Source organism: Streptobacillus notomytis (assembly GCF_001902585.1).
Taxonomy (GTDB): Bacteria; Fusobacteriota; Fusobacteriia; order Fusobacteriales; family Leptotrichiaceae; genus Streptobacillus; species Streptobacillus notomytis.
Genome location: NZ_LKKV01000068.1, coordinates 1 through 20,075 on the forward strand (window position 1 = coordinate 1; position 20,075 = coordinate 20,075).

Here is a 20,075-nt window from a genome sequence, read left to right on the forward strand (position 1 = left end):
ACAATACATAAAGGGCTAACGCCCTTTTTTTATTTCAGTAAGACTTGAAAGGGACTTATTTTATTTTAGGATAATTTTGGTATTTGTTGACTATTGGATTTTTTGAGGTAAAATATATTGTTATAAAATTATTAATTTTTATAATTAATAAAACTTTAAAAGGGGATGAAACTATGTATAGTTTTTTACTTTCTATTATGGCACTTTTGCTAGGATATTTTATTTATGGAAAAGTAGTTGATAAGATTTTTGGATCAGATGCTTTTAGATTAACTCCAGTTAAGAGAATGAAAGATGGTGTTGATTATGTAGAGATTGGTTGGGCAAGAGCTTTTTTAATACAATTTCTTAATATAGCAGGAACAGGACCTATATTCGGAGCAGTTGCAGGAGCTTTATGGGGACCAGTAGCTTTTCTTTGGATAGTATTTGGATGTATTTTTGCTGGAGCTGTTCACGATTACTTAATAGGAATGATGTCTGTTAGACAAGATGGAGCGTCAGTTTCAGAAATTGTCGGTGAAAATCTAGGTTTAACAGCTAAACAAATAATGAGAATATTTTCAGTAATATTATTACTACTTGTTGGAGTTGTATTCATAATGAGTCCAGCACAAATTTTAAATGATATTACAGGTATAAGATATGAAATATGGTTAGGATTAATTATAGTTTATTATTTATTTGCTACAATTTTACCCGTTGATAAGGTTATAGGTAAAATATATCCAATATTTGGAATTTCTCTTCTTGTAATGGCTGTAGGAATAGGTGCTGGAATAGTATTAAAAGGTTTTATAATTCCAGAAATAGCTTTTGTAAATATGCATCCAGAAGGAAAATCAATTTTCCCTTATTTATGTGTTTCTATAGCTTGTGGAGCAATTAGTGGATTTCATGCTACACAATCACCTATGATGGCAAGATGTTTAACAACAGAAAAAGAAGGAAGAAGAGTATTTTATGGAGCTATGATAGCTGAGGGTATAATAGCACTTGTATGGGCAGCAGCTGCTATGTCTTTCTTTGGAGGAATAGAAGGATTATCACAGGCTGGATCTGCTGCAGTAGTAGTTAATAAGATATCAATAGGTGTTTTAGGAAAAGTAGGAGGAGCTTTAGCATTATTAGGTGTTGTTGTCTGCCCTATAACTTCTGGAGATACTGCATTTAGAAGTGCAAGACTTACAATAGCAGATTCATTTAATTTTAAACAAGGTCCAATAGTTAATAGATTTATAGTTGTAATACCACTTTTCATATTAGGAATTTCACTTTGTTTTATTCCATTTTCAGTAGTATGGAGATATTTTGGTTGGTCAAATCAAACTCTTGCAACTATAACTCTTTGGGCAGCTGTTAAGTATTTAGCAAATAGAAAAAAGAAATATTGGATAGCTTTAATACCAGCTATATTTATGACAGTTGTTGTTACATCATATATAATTGCAGCACCTGAAGGATTTATTAGGTTCTTTGATGGTGCAAATATTAAATTTGTTGAAAATATATCTGTAATTATTGGAATTATATTCTCAGGAATATGTACTGTAGTATTTTTCATGACTAATAAGAATAAGGATATTAAGAATACATAATTAAATATATTAAGGATTGATTTCTATATTAAGTAGAAGTTAATCCTTTTAATTTTGTAAAAAAATTTTTAAGGAACTATTGACTATTTAATTTCTTGAGGTAGAATATATTGTTAGCAAATTATTAACACTTTATTTTTTTTATTTAGGAGGATATAATGGCAAAAGTTAATGAGATTACAAGAGAATCTTGGATTTTACAAACATTCCCAGAGTGGGGGACTTGGATAAATGAAGAGATTGCTGAAACTGTGGTTAAACCTGGAACAGTTTCAATGTGGTGGTTAGGAAATATGGGAATTTGGATTAAAAGTGAAGGAGGAGCTAATCTTTGTGTAGATTTATGGGTTTCAACAGGTAAAAAAACAAAAACTAATAAATTGATGAAAGCTAAACATCAACATCAAAGAGCTGTTGGATGTGTAGCTTTACAACCAAATTTAAGAACTACACCATGTGTTATAGATCCATTTGGTATAAAGGAATTAGATGCTTTAATTTCAACACATTCTCACAGTGATCATATAGATATAAATGTGGCTGCAGCTGTTTTACAAAATTGCCCTAATACTAAATTTATTGGACCAAAAAGTTGTACAGATATTTGGAAAAAATGGGGAGTACCTGAAGAAAGATTAGTTACAGTTAAACCAGGAGATGAAATAGAAATAAAAGATACTAAGATAAAAATGTTAGAATCTTTTGACAGAACTATGTTATTAACAGTAGATGATGATGTTGTATTAAAAGATAAATTACCACCTGACATGGATGAAATGGCAGTAAATTACTTATTTAAAACACCAGGTGGAAATATATACCATGCAGGAGATTCGCATCATTCTAATTTCTTTGTAAAACATGGAAATGAAAATAAAGTTGATGTTGCATTTGTTGGATATGGAGAAAATCCTAGAGGAATGACGGATAAATTAACTGCTTCTGATGTATTAAGAGTTGCAGAAGGATTAAAAACACAAGTTGTAATACCTATACATCATGACATATGGTCTAACTTTATGGCAGATCCTAAAGAAATTACATTATTATGGAATTATAGAAAGGATAGATTAAAATATAAATTTAAACCATATATATGGCAACCTGGAGGACATTTTGTATTCCCAGATAATAAAGATGATATGGAATATATGTATCCAAGAGGATTTGAAGATGCTTTCACAATAGAACCTGATTTACCGTTTACATCAATATTGTAATATATATATAAGGAGAGATATTTATGGAAATTTTAACTAAAGCTTTGATTTGGTTTGGAAGTAATGTTTTAACAAATCCACCATTTTTTGTGGGATTATTAGTATTCATTGGATATTTATTACTTAAAAAACCATTTTATGAAGCATTTGCAGGGTTTTTAAAAGCAACAGTAGGGTATTTAATTTTAAATGTTGGTGCAGGTGGATTAGTTGTAACATTTAGACCTATACTTGCAGGGTTAAACACTAAATATAATTTGAGCGCTTCTGTTATAGATCCATATTTCGGTTTAAATGCCGTTAATACAGCTTTAGAAACTATAGGATTAACAGCTGCGTGGGTAATGTTTTCATTGCTTATAGGATTTGGAATAAATATTTTATTAGTATTATTAAGAAAATATACTAAAGTTAGAACTTTATTTATTACAGGACATATAATGCAACAACAAGCAACAACAGCAACTTGGTTAATATTTTTCTTATTACCAATGTTTAGAAACTTCTATGGTGCTGCATTAATAGGAATTTTTTCAGGAGTTTATTGGGCAGTAGCTTCTAATCTGTCAGTTGAACCTACTCAAAGATTAACTGGAAATGCAGGATTTGCGATAGGACATCAACAAATGTTTGCAGTATGGTTTGCAGATAGAATTTCACCTAAATTAGGAGACCCTAAAAAAGGTGTTGATGAAATTAAATTACCAAAATGGTTATCAATATTCCATGATGACATAGTTGCAACAGGTACATTAATGATGGTTTTCTTTGGTATAATAATGTATGTATTAGGACCAGAAGTTTTATTAGGAGAAAAATCTGGTGCATATATAACTGGAAGTAAATCATTCTTAATATATGTAGTTGAAACATCTTTAAAATTTGCTGTTTACTTATCAGTATTAAAACAAGGTGTAAGAATGTTTGTTTCAGAATTAACAATATCATTCCAAGGAATTTCAAATACTATAATACCTGGAGCTATACCTGCAGTTGATTGTGCTGCTACATATGGATTTGGATCACAAAATGCGATATTATTTGGGTTCTTATTCGGTGTTTTAGGACAATTTTTAGCAATAGGAGCTTTAATAATTTTAAGATTATTCAATCCTCTTTTAATACCAGTATTAATAGTAACAGGATTTGTTCCAGTATTCTTTGATAATGCAACTATAGCAGTGTTTGCCAATAAACGTGGTGGAGTAAAAGCTGTAGCAATTACAACATTTATTTCAGGTATATTACAAGTTTTATTAGGTGCAGTTGCAGTAATAGTATTTGGATTAATTGGTTTTGGTGGATGGCATGGAAACATAGATCAGTCAACAGTTTGGTTAGCACAAGGTTTATTAATTAAATATCTAGGTTTATCAGGATATATTATAGCAGTAATATCTATGTTAATTATCCCTATATTACAATATAGAAAATGTAAGAATAAAGAGCAATATTATGAAGGAATAGTTGAAGAAGAATAGAAATAAAGATTATATTTCAGAAAAGAGGGAAACATGAAAGTTTTAGCAGTTTGTGGAAGTGGAATGGGAACTAGCATGATTATGAAAATGAAAATGAAAAAGGTTCTTGATAAATTAAAAATAACCGCAGATGTTAGTTCTTGTAGTATTGGAGAAGCAAAATCAGGATTAAATAATTATGATATAGTTATTAGTTCTATTCATATGGTAGGAGAATTAAATGTTAAGGCTCCAACTATATTAATAGGTGTACAAAACATGTTAAATGAAGCTGAACTAGAAGAGAAATTAAAATTAGCTGGAATAGGAGTATAAATGAATATAGTAGATTCATTAAAGGATAATAAATCTATACAATTAGGAAAAAATGTGTCTAATTGGCAAGAAGCGATAGAATTACTTTTTGAACCTTTACTAAAAAATGGAGCAGTTAAACCAGAATATTCTAAGGCTATAATGGAAAGAACTAATGAAATAGGTCCTTTCTATATCATAGGTCCAGGAATAGCTATGCCACATGAAAGGGGAGAAATGGGGGCTATAAAAAATGCCTTTACATTTTTAACTTTAAATGAAGCAATAGAATTTCCAACAGGAGAAATGATAGATATATTAATAGGATTTTCTGCTACAGATTCAGAAACTCATATAGCAGAAGTTATTCCACAAATAGTTACTTTATTTGATGATGAAGAATCTTTTGATAGAATTAGAGATAAAAAAACACCAGAAGAATTGTTAACTTATATAGAAGAAGTTATTAAATAGATTTAGAAAAGAGTTGAAAAATTTGCAATTAGGAATTTATGAAAAGGCTTTGCCTAAGAAATATAGTTTTAAAGAAAAAATAAAACTTGCAAAAGAACTAGGATTTACGTTTATTGAAATTTCTGTGGACGAAAGTGATGAAAGACTTGCTAGACTTGATTGGGATATTAATACAATAAATGAATTAAAATGTGAATTAAATATTAATAATATTAGAATACCTACTATGACCTTTAGTGGTCATAGAAGGTATCCCATGGGTTCTCATTTTGAAGACATTAGAAAAAAATCTATGGAATTAATGGAAAAAGCTATACTTTTAGCAGATAGATTAGGGATTAGAATAGTTCAGTTAGCAGGTTATGATGTTTATTATGAACAAAGCGATGAAATTACTGAAAAATATTTTATAGAAAATTTATCTAAGGCTTTAAAAATGGCTGAGGAGTATAATGTTTGTTTAGCTATAGAAATTATGGATCACCCGTTTATAAACTCAATTACTAAATATATGAAATATTCAAAACTAGTAAATTCACCATACCTTAAAGTTTATCCAGATTTAGGAAATTTAAGTGCTTGGCAAGAAAATGATGTATCAAAAGAATTAGAATTAGGAATGGCTAATAAAGAAATTGTGGCGATACATGTTAAAGATACTCTTGCAGTAACAGAGAATTTTCCGGGAAAATTTAAGGAAGTAGATTTTGGTGCAGGTTGTGTAGATTTTGTTAAATGTTTTGAAAAATTATTCTCTTTAAATTATTCGGGTCCATTTTTAATAGAGATGTGGACTGAAAATTATAGCGATATTGAACAAGGTAATGAAGAGGTTAGAAAAGCAAGAGAGTTTGTTTTAGAGGCTATGAGAAATGGAGGATATTTATGTTAGAAAAATTAAAAGAAGAAGTTTTTAAGGCTAATATAGAATTACCTAAAAGAGGTGTTGTAATCTATACTTGGGGAAATGTTAGTGGAATAGATAGAGAAACTAATCTTATAGTAATTAAACCTAGTGGTGTAGATTATGAAAATATGAAAGTTAGTGATATGGTTGTAGTAGATTTAGATGGAAATGTAGTTGAAGGACATTTAAAACCATCATCAGATACACCAACTCATATAGAATTATATAAGAAATATAAAGAAATAGGAGCTATAGTTCACACTCATTCTAGTCACGCTGTTATGTGGGCTCAAGCAGGGAAAGATATACCAGCTTACGGAACTACGCATGCTGACTATTTTTATGGAAATATACCATGTACTAGAAAAATGTCTGAAAATGAAATAAAAAATAACTATGAAAAAGAAACTGGAAGTGTTATAATAGAAACATTAGAAGAAAGAAATATTAATCCTTTGTATGTTCCTGCAGTTTTAGTACATAGTCATGGACCTTTTACATGGGGTAAAAGTCCAGCTGAAGCAGTTCATAATACTGTAGTGTTAGAACAAGTTGCAAAAATGGCGATAATGACAGAAGTTATTAACCCAGAAGTTAATATAATGCAACAGGAATTGTTAGACAAACATTTTTTAAGAAAACATGGTAAAAATGCGTATTACGGACAAAAGTAATTTAGAATGAGGCTTTATTTTATGTGTGATAAATTTGATATAAAAACGAATCCTAATCTAGTTATAGCATTAGGAGAATATATTAGAAATAAAAGAACTAAAAAATCAATAGGACTTAGAGAAATGGCTGATAAATTAAATATTAGCCCAGCATATCTATCTAATTTGGAATTAGGGAAACATAATATGACAAACCCTTTATTATTAAAAAATATAGCTAAAATACTAGAAATTGATCATTTAAAATTATATAAAATAATAGGGTATACAGATAAAGATAGGCTTGAACTAAGAAATGAGATATGGAATGAGATAATAGAAGATATTTCTGATGAAAAAATCATAGATATCATGCAGGATTTAAGTAAAATGACCTCAAGTCAATTAAAATTAGTCAAACAATACGTTAAGTTAATTATGAAAACTTAATTAAGAAAAGGAATAATATGGAAATAATAAAACAAAGACTAGGTGATTTAGATAGAGCTTACTGTGCAAGTCATTTAAAAACTTCTGAAGGATATAAGATAATAGTTGCAAGTGAAGCCTATGTTGATGAAGGAAGACCATGTTATAGCTATGGAGGTAATGATTTTTCTAAAATAGAAACAATGTGGGAAAATGGTGGTGGATGTATGTCTATTGTTCAAATTCCTGGTAAAGAAAATGAAATTATAGCTATACAAGATTTCTATTTAAAAGAAACTCCAAGTAGATCAAAAATAGTTTGGGGAGTTTATGAAGATGGAAAATGGACTTTTAAAGATATAATAAAAAAAGAATATATGCATAGATTTTCTTTAGCTAAAGTTGATGAAGATGTGTATATAATAATAGCTACTATATCAAATAAAAAAGAACATAAAGAGGATTGGAGAGTTCCAGGATCTATATTTGCAGCTAAATTACCTAAAGATTTAAATGAAAAAATTGAATTACAGGAAATTAAAACAGATTTATATAGAAATCACGGGTTCTATCATGACACTAGAGAAGGTCATAATGAAATATATTTTGGAAGTGATCAAGGTATAGATAAGCTATATATTAATGGAGATATATCTAATTGGAAATTTGAAAGAATATGTGATTTCCCAACAGGAGAAATAGCTGTATCAGATTTAGATGGTGATGGAGTAGATGAAATAATAACTATAGAAGCTTTTCATGGAGATAAGATCAGAATATATAATCAAACTAGTGGAAAATTAGTTAAAGTTTATGAATATGAAAATGAAATAGATTTTGCACATGCTTTAATTGCAACTAAATTTAGAGGAGTAAATACTTTTGTTTGTGGAGTTAGAAGAATAGAATCTGAATTATTCTACATACAATATGTAGATGGTAAATATGTTGCTACTATTATAGAAAAAGGAGTAGGATCTGCTAATTTAGATGCTATTAATTTAGAAGATGAAGATATAGTAATAGCTGCAAATCATAGTAAGAATGAATCGGCTATATATAAGATTAGATAAAAAAATTAAAGGTATAAAGTTAAAGCTTTATACCTTTAGTATTTATAACCCTAAACTTGACACGAAAAATGAAAGAAAGTATAATTAAATCATATAAAATTAAGGAGTTAAAAATAATTGAAAAATGAAAAAGTTATTGTTATTAATATTAAGTTTAGCTTCATTTGCAGATGATACTTTTAAATCCAAAAATAATGTGTTGAAAATTAATTTATCAAAATTTAAGAAAAATAGTAAAAAGAATCAAAAAAACAATATGATAAGAATAATAGGAAAATAAGATATAGATTAGAAACATCTTTATAAGGAGAATATTATCATAAGAGCAAAAAAAGATATACAGGTGGATATTTTTCTTTTATGCCTGAATGGAATATAGATTTAAATAAAAAATTTGATATTAAATTTGGACCAAAGATTACATTTGGTGTTGAAGGTGATAATAAATTATTTAAAAACTATTCAATTTGTAAGTTTATTACTTATTCTATAAATTTAGGATTAGAAGTGGGTAGTGGTAGAAAAATAGGATTTTATTATAATAGAAGTGAAATGGAAATTAATGATGTAGAAAGTTCAAAAATAAATTTTTATACTGATGATACTGTTATGGAAAAGTTATCTTTTGGAGTCAAATTAAATGATAATATTAATATATTGTATTATAGAAGTTTAGGAAAAAGTTATTTTGGAATAGAAGCTGGATATTTATTTTAAATTTAATAATTATAATCTAATATTTTTAACTTTTTTAATGGTAATGTTAAAATAATTAATTAAAGAAAGGAGAATATGATTATAGTTCATTAAATACTATATCATATAACTTATATATGAAAAAATTATTATCATTATCTTTATTTTTAGGATTTATCTCTTTTTCAGTTGATGTATCTTCATTAAAAAATGGAAATTATAAATCAATAATAAAGAAACCAAGATATAAAGTAGAAATATCTTCAGGGGGGGGGTACGATTTAAAATATAAAAAAGGGAAGATTGAGTTATTAGGTTCATTTATACCTGAATGGGAAGTTGAAATTGATAAAAAAATTGGAGTCATTTTTGGACCTAAAATTGTAATAGGTGTTGAATCTAATATAAAGGACTATCTTTTATTATATAACAAGCTTGATAAACATTTAAAACAATATCCTAATTATGTTAATAGTAATGTTAAGCTTAATGCTAATACTAATGTAAGTTCTAAAAGCTTAAAAGAAGCTATAGATATAATAAAGAAAACTATGCCAATAGAATATGAACTTAAATATAGTGTGGTTTTTGGTAGTGAAATAGATATTAATTATAAAATAAAGGAAAATGTAAGGATATATACAAGTGTAGAATCTGGATTAGGAGTAAGATTAGAAGAAAGTTTTATTGCTGACAAAGATATTAATAGAAGTATAGCTAAAAAAAATCCTGAAGTAATTTCCACTTTAAAAATTTCTCTAGGAACAAAAATAGATAATAAATATGATTTTGGTTTTTATGGAGAATATGGAAAAAATATTTTTGGAATAAAATTAGGATATATAATTTAAAATAGATATATGTAGGCATTTTAAATGTCTATTTTTTTATTTAAAAAAAGATTATTGACTATTTAAATTTTCAAGGTATAATATTTTTAAATAAGTGAAACGATTTCTAAAGTATATTTTTACTTTATTTTATTTGGTTATATTTGGTAAACGTTTACTTAATATAACTTTTTATTTAAAATATTATGGTAAACGATTACCAAGAATGAAAGGAATGAATAGATTATGAAAAAAATTGTATGTGTTGATTCTGATGGATGTGTAATGGATACAATGAATTATAAGCATATAGAATGTTTTGGACCACTTGCAGCAGATTTATGGAACATTGAAGAAAGAGAAGAATTTTTAACATTATGGAATAATATCAATCTTTATTCTAAAACTAGAGGAATAAATAGATTTCAGGGATTAAATGAAATATTTAAAATATTTAGTAATAAATATCCTAAGTATTCAAAACTTAATACTGTTGATAATTGGATAAAAAAGACAAGTGAGCTATCTAATAATTCTCTAATTAGAGAAATAGAAATTACAAATTCAGATGAGTTAAAAAAAGTTTTAAATTGGAGTTTAGAAGTTAATAAAAAAATATCTTCTTTAGAGGGTATGGATAAGCCATTTAACATGGTAAAAGAAGCTTTTGAGTCTATGAAAGATAGGGTGAAAATAATAATAGTATCATCTGCAAATAGGGAAGCTATACTTTCTGAATGGAAAAGACATGATTTACTTAAATATGTAGATGTAGTAATGGGTCAGGATATGGGAACTAAAAAAGATTGTATAGGTAAAATATTAGAAGAAGGTATAGATGCAAATGATGTGTTAATGATAGGAGATTCACCTGGAGATATAACTGCGGCAAAAGAGAATAATGTGTATTTTTATCCAATAATATTTGATGATGAAACAAGAAGTTGGAGCAGATTTAAAGATGAGATTTTAGATAAATTTATTAATAATAATTATGAAGATCAGAAATATATTGATGAATACAATATTAAATTATAGGAGGAGGTAGTATGTCAAAATTAGTTAATTTAAGAGAAAAACCATACTGTTTAAATGATGAACAGATTAAATGGGTAGAAGATACTTTATTAAGTATCACAGATGAAGAAAAAATTGGACAATTATTCTTTAACCTATTTTGGTTAGGTAATTTAGGACCTGAAGAATCAAAATATTCAAATGAAGAAATTGTCACTAAGTTTAAGGTTGGTGGTGCAAGGTATCAAGGTGGAAACAAATATGAGGTGATGAACCTTTTAAATAGTCTACAAAAAAATTCTAAAATACCTTTACTTATTGCCGCTAATTGTGATTCAGGTGGTAATGGAGCATGTTCAGATGGAACATATATTGCAACAGCTGCTATGTGTGAGGCAAGTGGAGATTTAGAAGTTTCATATAATGCAGGATATGTAAGCGGTGTAGAAGAAGAGGCATTAGGAATTAATGTTAATTTTGATCCATGTGTAGATATACTTAAAAATTGGAGAAACACTATAGTAAATACAAGAGCTTATGGTAGAGAATCAGATATTGTTATTAATCATACTAATGCTTATCTTAAAGGACTTGATAAAAGTAATATTATTAAATGTATTAAACATTTTCCTGGTGATGGAACAGAAGAAAGGGATCAGCATTTAATTTTAGGAATAAATGAACTTACTGTGGAAGAATGGGAAAGCTCTTTTGGTGAGGTTTATAGAAATCATATTAATAATGGTGTTGAAATGATAATGGCAGGACATATTGCACTTCCACATTATCAAAAATTAATAAATCCAAATCTTGAGGATAAAGATATTTTACCAGCAACCTTATCTAAAGAATTATTAGAAGACTTATTAAAAGATAAATTAAACTTTAATGGTTTAATAATCACTGATGCTTCTCATATGCTAGGAATGACAGCTAGTATGAGAAGAAAAGATTATGTACCTTTATCAATAGCAGCAGGTTGTGACATGTTCTTATTCTTTAATGATATAGATGAAGACTTTAATTACATGTTAGAAGGTTATAGAAATGGGGTAATAACAGAAGAGAGATTAAATGATGCAGTTAGAAGAATATTAGGGTTAAAAGCAAAATTAAATTTACATATTAGACAAAAAGAAAATACTTTATTAAAAGACGAGAAAGGTTTAGATGTAATAGGTTGTGAAAAACATCTTAAAATGCAAAAGGAAGCTGTAGATAAGGGAATTAGTTTAATAAAAAACACTAAATTTGAGTTACCTATTAGACCTGAAACACACAAAAGAATTAGACTATATATACTTGAGGGAGAGAAAAATGGGATATATAGACCTAATGAAAAATTTCAAGAATACTGTGTTAAAAAATTAGAAGAAAAGGGATTTGAAGTAACTATAAATGAGGCAGGAAAGAGAGAAAAAGGTTCTATAGAACAGTACAGAAATGAAGTAGATGCAGCATTAGTTTTTGCAAATATTAAAGGATATGCTGAGGCAAATAATATGAGAATAAAATGGAGTGGACCTATGTCTAATGAAATTCCATGGTATGTACATGAAGTTCCAACAGTAATGGTATCCTTTAATTTCACTAATCATTTACATGACGCTACTATGGTTAAGTGTTATATAAATGCATATGCTGATAATGAGGTAACTATAGATGCATTAATAGAAAAATTAATGGGAAATTCAGAATTTAAAGGTAAATGTTTTAATGAAAATGTATGGGCAGGGCAATGGCAATCTAGATTATAAGGAGGGAAACATGCTATATCCATTATCGACATTAAGTAGGGAAATTATTAATTTAAATGGTATTTGGGACTTTAATTTTGAAAATGATTTAACAAAATACAAAATTAGTGTGCCAGGATCATTTAATGATCAATTTTCTGAATTTGAAAAGAAACACTATGTAGGTAACATGGTTTACAAGAAAAATTTTATTGTATCAAAATATATGTTAGAAAAAAGAATTTATTTAAGATTTGGCTCTGTATCACATATTGCAAAAGTATATGTTAATAATATTTTTGTTGGTGAACATAAAGGCGGTTTTACTCCTTTTGAATTTGAAATTACAGAATTTGTTAAATTAGGAGATAATATTTTAGAAGTGTTAGTTTCAAATATATTAGATAATACTTCACTTCCTGTTGGAAATTATAAATAGCTTAAAGATGAAAATGGTAAGGTAATTAAAAGGAAAGTAGATGAGAATTTTGATTTCTTTAATTATGCAGGAATACATAGACCTGTAAAATTATGGATTAAACCTAAGAATAATATAGAAGATATAACAATTACATATGATGTGTTTGATAAAAATGCAAAAGTGGATGTAAAGGTAGATATTATAGGTGAAGCAAAGGAAATAAGGGTAACTATTCTAGATGAAGAAGATAAGATAGTAGCTAAAGGAAATGATTTAAATATATTAAATGTAAATTTATGGCAGCCTCTAAATGCATATTTATACAAGGTTAAGATAGAGCTTATTAATAAATTAGATGAAGTGGAAGATGTTTATATAGAAGAATTTGGTATAAGAACTGTTGAAGTTAAGAATAATAAATTCTTTATTAATGGAAAATCATTCTATTTTAAAGGTTTTGGTAAACATGAGGATACATATTTGCACGGGAGAGGCTTAGATGATCTTACTAATGTAGTAGATATTAGTAGAATGAAATGGCTAGGAGCTAATTCATTTAGAACATCACATTATCCATATTCTGAGGAAATGATTAGGCTTGCAGATAGGGAAGGATTAGTAATAATAGATGAAACAACAGCTGTAGGATTAATGGAAAATTTTGGATTTAATCTTATGGGAAGTTCAGAAAAGAAAAATATTTGGGAAATTTTAAATACAAAAGAGGCTCATAAACAAGTGATAAAAGAGTTAATTAAAAGAGATAAAAACCATGCTTGTGTGATAATGTGGTCTCTAGCAAATGAACCATCTACTGCTGAAGTTGGAGCATATGAATACTTTGAACCTTTATTTAAGTTAGCAAGGGAATTAGATCCTCAAAATAGACCTTGTACTTTTGCAAATATTATGTTTGCACCAGCTGGTAAATGCCTAGTTTCTAACTTATGTGATGTAATTTGTTTAAATAGATATTATGGTTGGTATGTAGATTTATCTGATTTAGAAATGGCTGAAGTTAATATGAGAAAAGAATTAGAATATTGGCATGAACTATTTCCAGATAAACCAATAATGTTTACAGAATATGGAGCAGATACTATTTCAGGAATGCATGATATAGATATTAGAACACCATTTACAGAAGAATTTCAAGTAGAATATTACAAAATGAGTGAAAGAGTGTTTGATAGTTTAGAATATATTATAGGTGAACAAACATGGAATTTTGCAGATTTTCAAACAAAATTTGGAATATTTAGAGTTCAGGGAAATAAAAAAGGTGTGTTTACAAGAGAAAGAAACCCTAAATTAGTAGCTCATCACTTAAAAAAAGATGGAATAATATACCCGAATTTAATTATAAGTCAAAATAATAGGAGGATAAAATGGAAGAAATAAAATATAACAAAGCTCAGATATGGCAGATAGCTTTATTTTCATTAAATAATACTGCAACTAATATATTTTTTGCATTAACATTTTACTTAGGATATTTTTCAACAGGATTTATGGGAGTTGCGACAGTTTAATTTCAAATGTATTAACAGTAATGAGAATCTTTGACGGTATTACATATCCATTAATAGGATATTTAATAGATAAAACTAATGGAAAATTTGGTAAATTTAGACCATATATGATTATAGGTAATATAATTATGGCAGTTACTATGATACTAATATATATAGTTACACCTAAATTACCATTAATGATAAGATTTCCTTTTTTCTTAATAGTTTACATAATATATATTCTTAGATATACATGTCAAACAGCAGTAACTAAAGCAGGTCAGGCTTGTATCACTAATGATCCTAAACAAAGACCACTATTTTCAAGTTTTGAAGGTGGTTATACATTAGTGTTTCTTTCACTTATTTTACCTTCTTACGTAAATGGATATTTACTTCCTAAGTATAATAGTATGTTTACTTTAGAATTATTTAGAGAATTTGTATTTACATTTATGTTTGCAAGTGCATTGCTAACTATATTATCATTTATAGGAATATATAAAAAGGATAGAATGGAATTTTTTGGTTCAGGTGAAGTCAAATCAAATATTAAATTTAAAGATTATGTGGATATTATAAAAAATAATAGGGCTATACAAACTTTAATAGTAGCAGCATCAACAGATAAAATAGCATTAACTACGGCTGGAAATGCAGCAGTGTGGATAATGGTTCATGGTATTATTATGGGAGATAATACTTTACAATCTAAACTTGCATTAATCACTATAATACCAGCATTTATACTTTTACAATATTTTGCTCAATATTCAAGAAAACTTGGAATTAGAAAAGGTATGATAACTACTGCTTGGGGAGCTATCATAACTTACACGTTATTATTCCTATTATTTAAGTTTGCTGATCCTACAAAAATTAGTGTAAACAATTTATTTGGATTTGAAACTTTAGCCTTTATTATACTTTGGTGTGTAGGTAGAGGATTTATTGGAGCAAGTGGTGGATTAACAATTAATGCCATAGCAGATTGTGCAGATTATGAAATATATAGAACAGGGAAATATGTGCCGGGTATGATGGGAACATTATTCTCGTTTGTAGATAAAATTATATCATCTATTTCTACAACTATAATAGGTTGTGTAATTGCTATTATAGGATATACAAATACTTTCCCTAAAATAGGGGATCCTAATAGCCCACAATTATTTTATGATTCTATGTTCTTATTCTTAGGAATGCCTATACTTGGTTGGATAGCATCAGTTATTGCTTTAAAGTTCTATCCATTGACAGCTGAAAAAATGCAGGAGATACAAAAACATATAAGTGATTTAAAACAACCTAAAAGGTAAACGTTGTACTTTTTTGTTGACAATTTCTATAATAAGTTATAATATTGAAATATAAATATTAGTAAGGAAAGATAATTGAAATTTATGGACGAAAAAGTAACGATTAAAACTATAGCTAAGATTGCAGAAGTATCAACAAAAACAGTATCAAAAGTAATAAATAATCAAAGTGGGGTAAAACTTTCAACAAGAAATAGAGTTTTAGAGATTATGAAAAAATATAATTATAGTATAAACTATAATGCTAAAAGACTTTCTGAAAGTAAATCAAGAAATATAGCTCTTATTACTAACATCTCTAAAAAGCATCCACTTAATAAAAACTATATTATAATGCAATACATTTTAGAAAAAATAAAAGATTATGAAATTATAGTATACAACTCAGTAAAAGATTTACAAGAAAATCCGTATGGTGGAATATCAAAAGGTTATTATGATGGGATAATATTATTAAATCCTAAACATGTTGAAGATATAGAATATGTTAAAAAAAGTAATTTACCTTTTGTTATTTCAGGTATATATGGTAACTACAGTTATGTAGGAACAGATCAATTTCAAAGTGGTATTATTGCAACAGAACATTTAATAGAACAAGATTGTAAAAATATACTCTTTTTATTAGATAATAAAAAAAGTTTTACAGCAATTAAAAAGATACAAGGGTATAAAGAAGCATTGAAAACAAATGGTATTAAATATTTTGAAGAAAATGTTATAGATGGTTTTTCTTCTCCTGAAAGTGTAGAACAATATATTTTAGACCTATATATTAAAAATAAATTGCCAGATGCAATATTACTAGATTCAGATTATCCAGTATTTGGAGCATTAAGAGCATTTACTAAATTAGACATTAAATGTCCAGAAGATATTAAGATAATAACTTTTGGAGACACCTTTATATGTTCTGCACTTACACCATCTATAACGGCAATAAAACAAAATTTTGAATTAATTGCTAAAAAATTATTAGAAATATTAATAGATAAAATAGAAAATGATAAAAAGATAGATAAAAGCTTTGAAATTGCATCAGAGTTAATTATTAGAGAATCCACATTAAAAAAATAGAAAGGATAACATAAAATGAGCTTTATAAATCATGATTTTATGTTACATAATGAGATATCAAAAAAGTTATATAATATTGCAAAAGATAAAAAAATAATAGATTATCATTGTCATTTAGATCCTAAATTAATAGCTGAAGATAAAGAATTTGAAGATATTACTGAAATTTGGTTATCAGGTGATCACTATAAATGGAGAGCTATGAGAGCAAATGGTGTTAGTGAAAATAATATTACTGGTAATGTTAGTAATAAAGAAAAATTTAAAGCATGGGCAAATACTTTAGAAAATACTATAGGAAATCCTTTGTTTCATTGGTCAGCTATGGAACTTAAAAAATATTTTAATATAGATGATTTGTTGACTTTGGAAAACTGGGAAGAAATATGGGAAAAGGCAAATAAAATAATTAAGGAAAATAGATTAAGCCCTAAAAAATTAATAGAGATATCAAATGTAGAATATGTTTGTACAACAGATGGACCACTTGATGATTTAATATATCATGATGAGATAAAAAAAGATGTTAATTTTAATGTTAGGGTAGAGCCTGGGTTTAGACCTGATATGTTCTTTAATATACATAGTAAAACTTTTTTATCATTAGTTAATAAACTTTCTGAAATTACAGGAAGAAAAATTAGTAAATATAGTGAATATATTGAAGCTATGTATGATAGAATAAAATATTTTAATGATAAGGGTTGCACTATATCTGATCATGGAATATCTAAATTGGAATTTAGTAAATATAGCAAAGAAGAAGTAGAGAAGATATTTAATAAAATATTAGAAGATGAAGAGATTACAAGTAGTGAATATAGTAAGTATTTAACATCATTTTTAGTAGATTTATCTAAGAAGTATAAAGAATATGGTTGGGTAATGCAACTTCATTTTGGGGTTATTAGAAATAATGATGTAACATTACTTAATAGTATAGGTTTTGATGCAGGTTCTGATTCAATAATGGATCAGGGAAATGTTGCAGAAAATTTAAACCTTTTAATTTCACTAATGAAAGAGATAGATAGTTTACCTAAGTTTATAGTGTATAATTTAGATCCTAGTCAAAATAACATGGTAGCGTGTAGTTTAGCTAATTTTAGTTCAGGATTTCCTAAGGGATATTTACAATATGGTTCAGGTTGGTGGTTTAATGATACTAAAGAGGGTATGTTAAGACAACTTAAATCATTAGCTGATCAAGGTCTATTAATGAATTTTGTTGGAATGTTGACAGATTCTAGAAGTTTTGTTTCATATATTAGACATGACTATTTTAGAAGAATATTTTGTGAATTTATTGGGGATTTAGTTATTAAAGGTGAAATACCTAATGATGATAAATTATTAAAGAGATTAATAGAAAATATTTCATATAGAAATGCTTTAGAGTATTTTGGATTGGAGTAGAAAATGAAAATGACATTTAGATGGTATGGGAAAGATGATTCTGTAACATTAGAGAATATAAGGCAAATACCAGGGATGACAGGTGTAGTTACAGCTGTATACACTGTTCCAGTAGGTGAAATTTGGCCTATGAAAGATTTACAAGAATTAAAAGAAATGGTAAATAAACATAATCTTGATATGGAAGTTATTGAAAGTATACCTGTTCATGAAGATATTAAGTTAAGAAGGGGTAAATATCAAGAGTATATAGATAATTATAAGGAAAATATTAGAAGATGTGCTAAAGTTGGTGTTAAGACTATTTGCTATAACTTCATGCCAGTATTTGACTGGACTAGAAGTCAGATTGATAAAGTTTTACCTGATGGTTCAAAAGCATTGGTTTACTATAAGTCACAAATAGAAAAACTTGATCCAACAAAACTTGCTCTTCCTGGATGGGATTCATCATATAGCCCAAGTCAAGTAAAAGAATTAATAGAAGCATATCAGAATTTAGGAGAGGAAGGATTGTGGAATAATTTAAGATTATTCTTAGAAGAAATAATTCCTGTTGCAGTTGAATGTGATATATATATGGGTATACATCCAGATGATCCACCTTGGTCAATATTTGGTATACCAAGAATAATTAAAATGAGGCAGACTTAGATAGATTTTTATCTCTTTATGATGTTAAAAATAATGGGCTAACTTTATGCTCAGAATCTCTTGGTTGTGATAGTGAAAATGATTTTGCTTCTATGGTTAAAAAATATGCTGGAATTGGTAGGGTTCCTTTTGCACATCTAAGAAATGTTAAAATTTTAGAGGATGGAAGTTTTGAGGAGTCGGCACATTTATCTAGTGAGGGTTCTCTTGATTTTGCAGCAATAGTTAAAGCATATTATGATGTAGGATTTACAGGATATGTAAGACCAGATCATGGTAGAGAAATATGGGGAGAAAAAGCAAGACCTGGATATGGACTTTATGATAGGGCTTTGGGTGCTACATATATTAATGGATTATGGGAGATGTGTAAAAAAATGAAGGAGAATGATAGCGTTAGATAATAAGGTTGTAGTTATTACAGGAGCAGGTGGAATAATTTGTTCAGAAATGGCTAAGTTTTTATCGAAAAAAGGATGTAAAATTGCCTTGCTTGACTTAAATTTTGAAATGGCTAAAAAAATCTCAGATGAAATAAATAAAAGTGGTGGAAATTCATTAGCTGTCAAATGTAATGTATTAGATATAGAAAGTATAAAGAAAGCAAAAGAAGAAGTTGATAAATATTTTGGAGGTTGTGATATATTAATTAATGGTGCTGGTGGAAATAGTCCTAAGGCAACAACAGAAAATGAATATCATGAATTAAATCTTACAGATGAAACTAAAAGTTTTTTTTCTTTAGAAAAAGAAGGCATAGAATTTTTGTTTAATTTAAATATTCTAGGAACTATATTACCAACTCAAATATTTGCTAAAGGTATGATAGGAAGAAAAGGGGCAAATATTATTAATATTTCAAGTATGAATGCCTACACTCCTTTAACAAAAATACCTGCATATTCAGGAGCAAAAGCAGCTGTAAGTAATTTTACACAATGGGTTGCAGTACATTTTTCTCATGTTGGACTAAGATGTAATGCAATTGCTCCAGGATTTTTAAGAACTATGCAAAATGAAAAATTACTATTTGATGATAAAGGTAATCCAACTAAGAGGACAGAAAAGATTTTAAATAGTACTCCTATGGGAAGGTTTGTGAGACCAGAAGAATTAAACGGGGCTTTAGAATTTTTAGTAGACAGTGATAAATCAAGTGCAGTTACAGGAATATGTATACCTGTAGATTGTGGGTTTTCAGCTTATTCAGGGGTGTAATTATGAATATATTAAAAAAAATTAGTGATGAAAAACTAGTAGCAGTAA

21 protein-coding genes and 1 pseudogene are annotated in these 20,075 nt (G+C 27.7%); all 22 read left to right on the forward strand.

Annotated elements, in window-relative coordinates; genetic code table 11:
- The first annotated feature begins 173 nt into the window (after positions 1-173).
- The 22 genes and pseudogenes from BUE91_RS02370 (at position 174) to BUE91_RS02460 (ending at position 20,027) form a co-directional block, all read left to right on the forward strand.
- Entirely contained in the window at positions 174-1,598 is a 1,425-nt protein-coding gene (locus BUE91_RS02370; protein WP_073507840.1) for a carbon starvation CstA family protein, read from the forward strand.
- Between the two features lie 158 nt (positions 1,599-1,756).
- Positions 1,757-2,818 (forward strand): L-ascorbate 6-phosphate lactonase, encoded by a 1,062-nt coding sequence (gene ulaG / locus BUE91_RS02375; RefSeq protein ID WP_066901343.1) that lies wholly within the window; start codon positions 1,757-1,759, stop codon positions 2,816-2,818.
- A 23-nt stretch (positions 2,819-2,841) separates the two neighbouring features.
- Entirely contained in the window at positions 2,842-4,299 is a 1,458-nt protein-coding gene (locus tag BUE91_RS02380; protein WP_066901345.1) for a PTS sugar transporter subunit IIC, read from the forward strand.
- 33 nt (positions 4,300-4,332) lie between these two features.
- Positions 4,333-4,614 (forward strand): PTS sugar transporter subunit IIB, encoded by a 282-nt coding sequence (locus BUE91_RS02385; RefSeq protein WP_066901347.1) that lies wholly within the window; start codon positions 4,333-4,335, stop codon positions 4,612-4,614.
- Complete coding sequence (locus BUE91_RS02390) at positions 4,615-5,067, forward strand: PTS sugar transporter subunit IIA (protein WP_073507828.1); 453 nt, start codon at positions 4,615-4,617, stop codon at positions 5,065-5,067.
- A gap of 13 nt (positions 5,068-5,080) precedes the next feature.
- Complete coding sequence (locus BUE91_RS02395) at positions 5,081-5,959, forward strand: L-ribulose-5-phosphate 3-epimerase (RefSeq protein WP_244889874.1); 879 nt, start codon at positions 5,081-5,083, stop codon at positions 5,957-5,959.
- The gene (araD, locus tag BUE91_RS02400; RefSeq protein WP_073507830.1) at positions 5,953-6,648 is read left to right on the forward strand and encodes an L-ribulose-5-phosphate 4-epimerase; all 696 of its coding nucleotides are present in this window, start codon (positions 5,953-5,955) and stop codon (positions 6,646-6,648) included. Before BUE91_RS02395 ends, araD begins: the two co-directional genes overlap by 7 nt.
- A 21-nt stretch (positions 6,649-6,669) precedes the next feature.
- A complete protein-coding gene (locus tag BUE91_RS02405) occupies positions 6,670-7,077 on the forward strand; it encodes a helix-turn-helix domain-containing protein (protein WP_073507831.1) in 408 nt (135 codons plus the stop codon).
- A gap of 17 nt (positions 7,078-7,094) precedes the next feature.
- Positions 7,095-8,129: a VCBS repeat-containing protein gene (locus BUE91_RS02410; protein WP_073507832.1), complete on the forward strand. Its 1,035-nt coding sequence runs from the start codon at positions 7,095-7,097 to the stop codon at positions 8,127-8,129.
- 124 nt (positions 8,130-8,253) lie between these two features.
- Positions 8,254-8,409: a hypothetical protein gene (locus BUE91_RS07085; protein ID WP_156470673.1), complete on the forward strand. Its 156-nt coding sequence runs from the start codon at positions 8,254-8,256 to the stop codon at positions 8,407-8,409.
- Between the two features lie 80 nt (positions 8,410-8,489).
- Positions 8,490-8,846, forward strand: coding sequence for a hypothetical protein (locus BUE91_RS02415; protein ID WP_073507833.1), 357 nt, complete (start codon positions 8,490-8,492; stop codon positions 8,844-8,846).
- A gap of 116 nt (positions 8,847-8,962) precedes the next feature.
- Entirely contained in the window at positions 8,963-9,676 is a 714-nt protein-coding gene (locus BUE91_RS02420) for a hypothetical protein (RefSeq protein WP_073507834.1), read from the forward strand.
- 225 nt (positions 9,677-9,901) lie between these two features.
- Positions 9,902-10,693 (forward strand): HAD family hydrolase, encoded by a 792-nt coding sequence (locus BUE91_RS02425; protein ID WP_073507835.1) that lies wholly within the window; start codon positions 9,902-9,904, stop codon positions 10,691-10,693.
- A gap of 11 nt (positions 10,694-10,704) precedes the next feature.
- Positions 10,705-12,429, forward strand: coding sequence for a glycoside hydrolase family 3 protein (locus BUE91_RS02430; protein WP_073507836.1), 1,725 nt, complete (start codon positions 10,705-10,707; stop codon positions 12,427-12,429).
- A 10-nt stretch (positions 12,430-12,439) separates the two neighbouring features.
- Complete coding sequence (locus BUE91_RS07280; RefSeq protein WP_219335352.1) at positions 12,440-12,847, forward strand: sugar-binding domain-containing protein; 408 nt, start codon at positions 12,440-12,442, stop codon at positions 12,845-12,847.
- A gap of 72 nt (positions 12,848-12,919) precedes the next feature.
- Positions 12,920-14,230 carry a beta-glucuronidase gene (gene uidA / locus BUE91_RS02435; protein WP_244889875.1) on the forward strand — a complete coding sequence of 437 codons (1,311 nt, stop codon included), beginning with the start codon at positions 12,920-12,922 and terminating at the stop codon, positions 14,228-14,230.
- The gene (locus BUE91_RS07285) at positions 14,218-14,361 is read left to right on the forward strand and encodes a hypothetical protein (protein WP_219335353.1); all 144 of its coding nucleotides are present in this window, start codon (positions 14,218-14,220) and stop codon (positions 14,359-14,361) included. The genes uidA and BUE91_RS07285 overlap by 13 nt, the downstream gene beginning before the upstream one ends.
- The gene (locus BUE91_RS02440) at positions 14,361-15,662 is read left to right on the forward strand and encodes an MFS transporter (protein ID WP_244889876.1); all 1,302 of its coding nucleotides are present in this window, start codon (positions 14,361-14,363) and stop codon (positions 15,660-15,662) included. The genes BUE91_RS07285 and BUE91_RS02440 overlap by 1 nt, the downstream gene beginning before the upstream one ends.
- Before the next feature lie 84 nt (positions 15,663-15,746).
- Positions 15,747-16,739 (forward strand): LacI family DNA-binding transcriptional regulator, encoded by a 993-nt coding sequence (locus tag BUE91_RS02445; protein ID WP_143605260.1) that lies wholly within the window; start codon positions 15,747-15,749, stop codon positions 16,737-16,739.
- A gap of 15 nt (positions 16,740-16,754) precedes the next feature.
- Positions 16,755-18,155, forward strand: coding sequence for a glucuronate isomerase (gene uxaC, locus BUE91_RS02450; protein ID WP_073507838.1), 1,401 nt, complete (start codon positions 16,755-16,757; stop codon positions 18,153-18,155).
- A 9-nt stretch (positions 18,156-18,164) separates the two neighbouring features.
- Positions 18,165-19,213: pseudogene (gene uxuA, locus BUE91_RS02455) on the forward strand (mannonate dehydratase).
- A complete protein-coding gene (locus tag BUE91_RS02460; RefSeq protein ID WP_073507839.1) occupies positions 19,197-20,027 on the forward strand; it encodes an SDR family oxidoreductase in 831 nt (276 codons plus the stop codon). The pseudogene uxuA and the gene BUE91_RS02460 overlap by 17 nt, the downstream one beginning before the upstream one ends.
- Positions 20,028-20,075 lie beyond the last annotated feature (48 nt).

Excerpts from the sequence above, each read along its gene's own strand:
- araD (WP_073507830.1), top strand. The coding sequence starts at position 5,953 with ATGTTAGAAAAATTAAAAGAAGAAGTTTTTAAGGCTAATATAGAATTA.
- uxaC (WP_073507838.1), top strand. The coding sequence starts at position 16,755 with ATGAGCTTTATAAATCATGATTTTATGTTACATAATGAGATATCAAAA.
- BUE91_RS07280 (WP_219335352.1), top strand. The coding sequence starts at position 12,440 with ATGCTATATCCATTATCGACATTAAGTAGGGAAATTATTAATTTAAAT.
- BUE91_RS02460 (WP_073507839.1), top strand. The coding sequence starts at position 19,197 with ATGATAGCGTTAGATAATAAGGTTGTAGTTATTACAGGAGCAGGTGGA.
- BUE91_RS07085 (WP_156470673.1), top strand. The coding sequence starts at position 8,254 with ATGAAAAAGTTATTGTTATTAATATTAAGTTTAGCTTCATTTGCAGAT.
- BUE91_RS02390 (WP_073507828.1), top strand. The coding sequence starts at position 4,615 with ATGAATATAGTAGATTCATTAAAGGATAATAAATCTATACAATTAGGA.
- BUE91_RS02430 (WP_073507836.1), top strand. The coding sequence starts at position 10,705 with ATGTCAAAATTAGTTAATTTAAGAGAAAAACCATACTGTTTAAATGAT.
- BUE91_RS02410 (WP_073507832.1), top strand. The coding sequence starts at position 7,095 with ATGGAAATAATAAAACAAAGACTAGGTGATTTAGATAGAGCTTACTGT.
- BUE91_RS02420 (WP_073507834.1), top strand. The coding sequence starts at position 8,963 with ATGAAAAAATTATTATCATTATCTTTATTTTTAGGATTTATCTCTTTT.
- ulaG (WP_066901343.1), top strand. The coding sequence starts at position 1,757 with ATGGCAAAAGTTAATGAGATTACAAGAGAATCTTGGATTTTACAAACA.
- BUE91_RS02405 (WP_073507831.1), top strand. The coding sequence starts at position 6,670 with ATGTGTGATAAATTTGATATAAAAACGAATCCTAATCTAGTTATAGCA.
- BUE91_RS02425 (WP_073507835.1), top strand. The coding sequence starts at position 9,902 with ATGAAAAAAATTGTATGTGTTGATTCTGATGGATGTGTAATGGATACA.
- BUE91_RS02445 (WP_143605260.1), top strand. The coding sequence starts at position 15,747 with ATGGACGAAAAAGTAACGATTAAAACTATAGCTAAGATTGCAGAAGTA.
- BUE91_RS02415 (WP_073507833.1), top strand. The coding sequence starts at position 8,490 with ATGCCTGAATGGAATATAGATTTAAATAAAAAATTTGATATTAAATTT.
- BUE91_RS02370 (WP_073507840.1), top strand. The coding sequence starts at position 174 with ATGTATAGTTTTTTACTTTCTATTATGGCACTTTTGCTAGGATATTTT.
- BUE91_RS02380 (WP_066901345.1), top strand. The coding sequence starts at position 2,842 with ATGGAAATTTTAACTAAAGCTTTGATTTGGTTTGGAAGTAATGTTTTA.
- BUE91_RS02385 (WP_066901347.1), top strand. The coding sequence starts at position 4,333 with ATGAAAGTTTTAGCAGTTTGTGGAAGTGGAATGGGAACTAGCATGATT.
- BUE91_RS07285 (WP_219335353.1), top strand. The coding sequence starts at position 14,218 with ATGGAAGAAATAAAATATAACAAAGCTCAGATATGGCAGATAGCTTTA.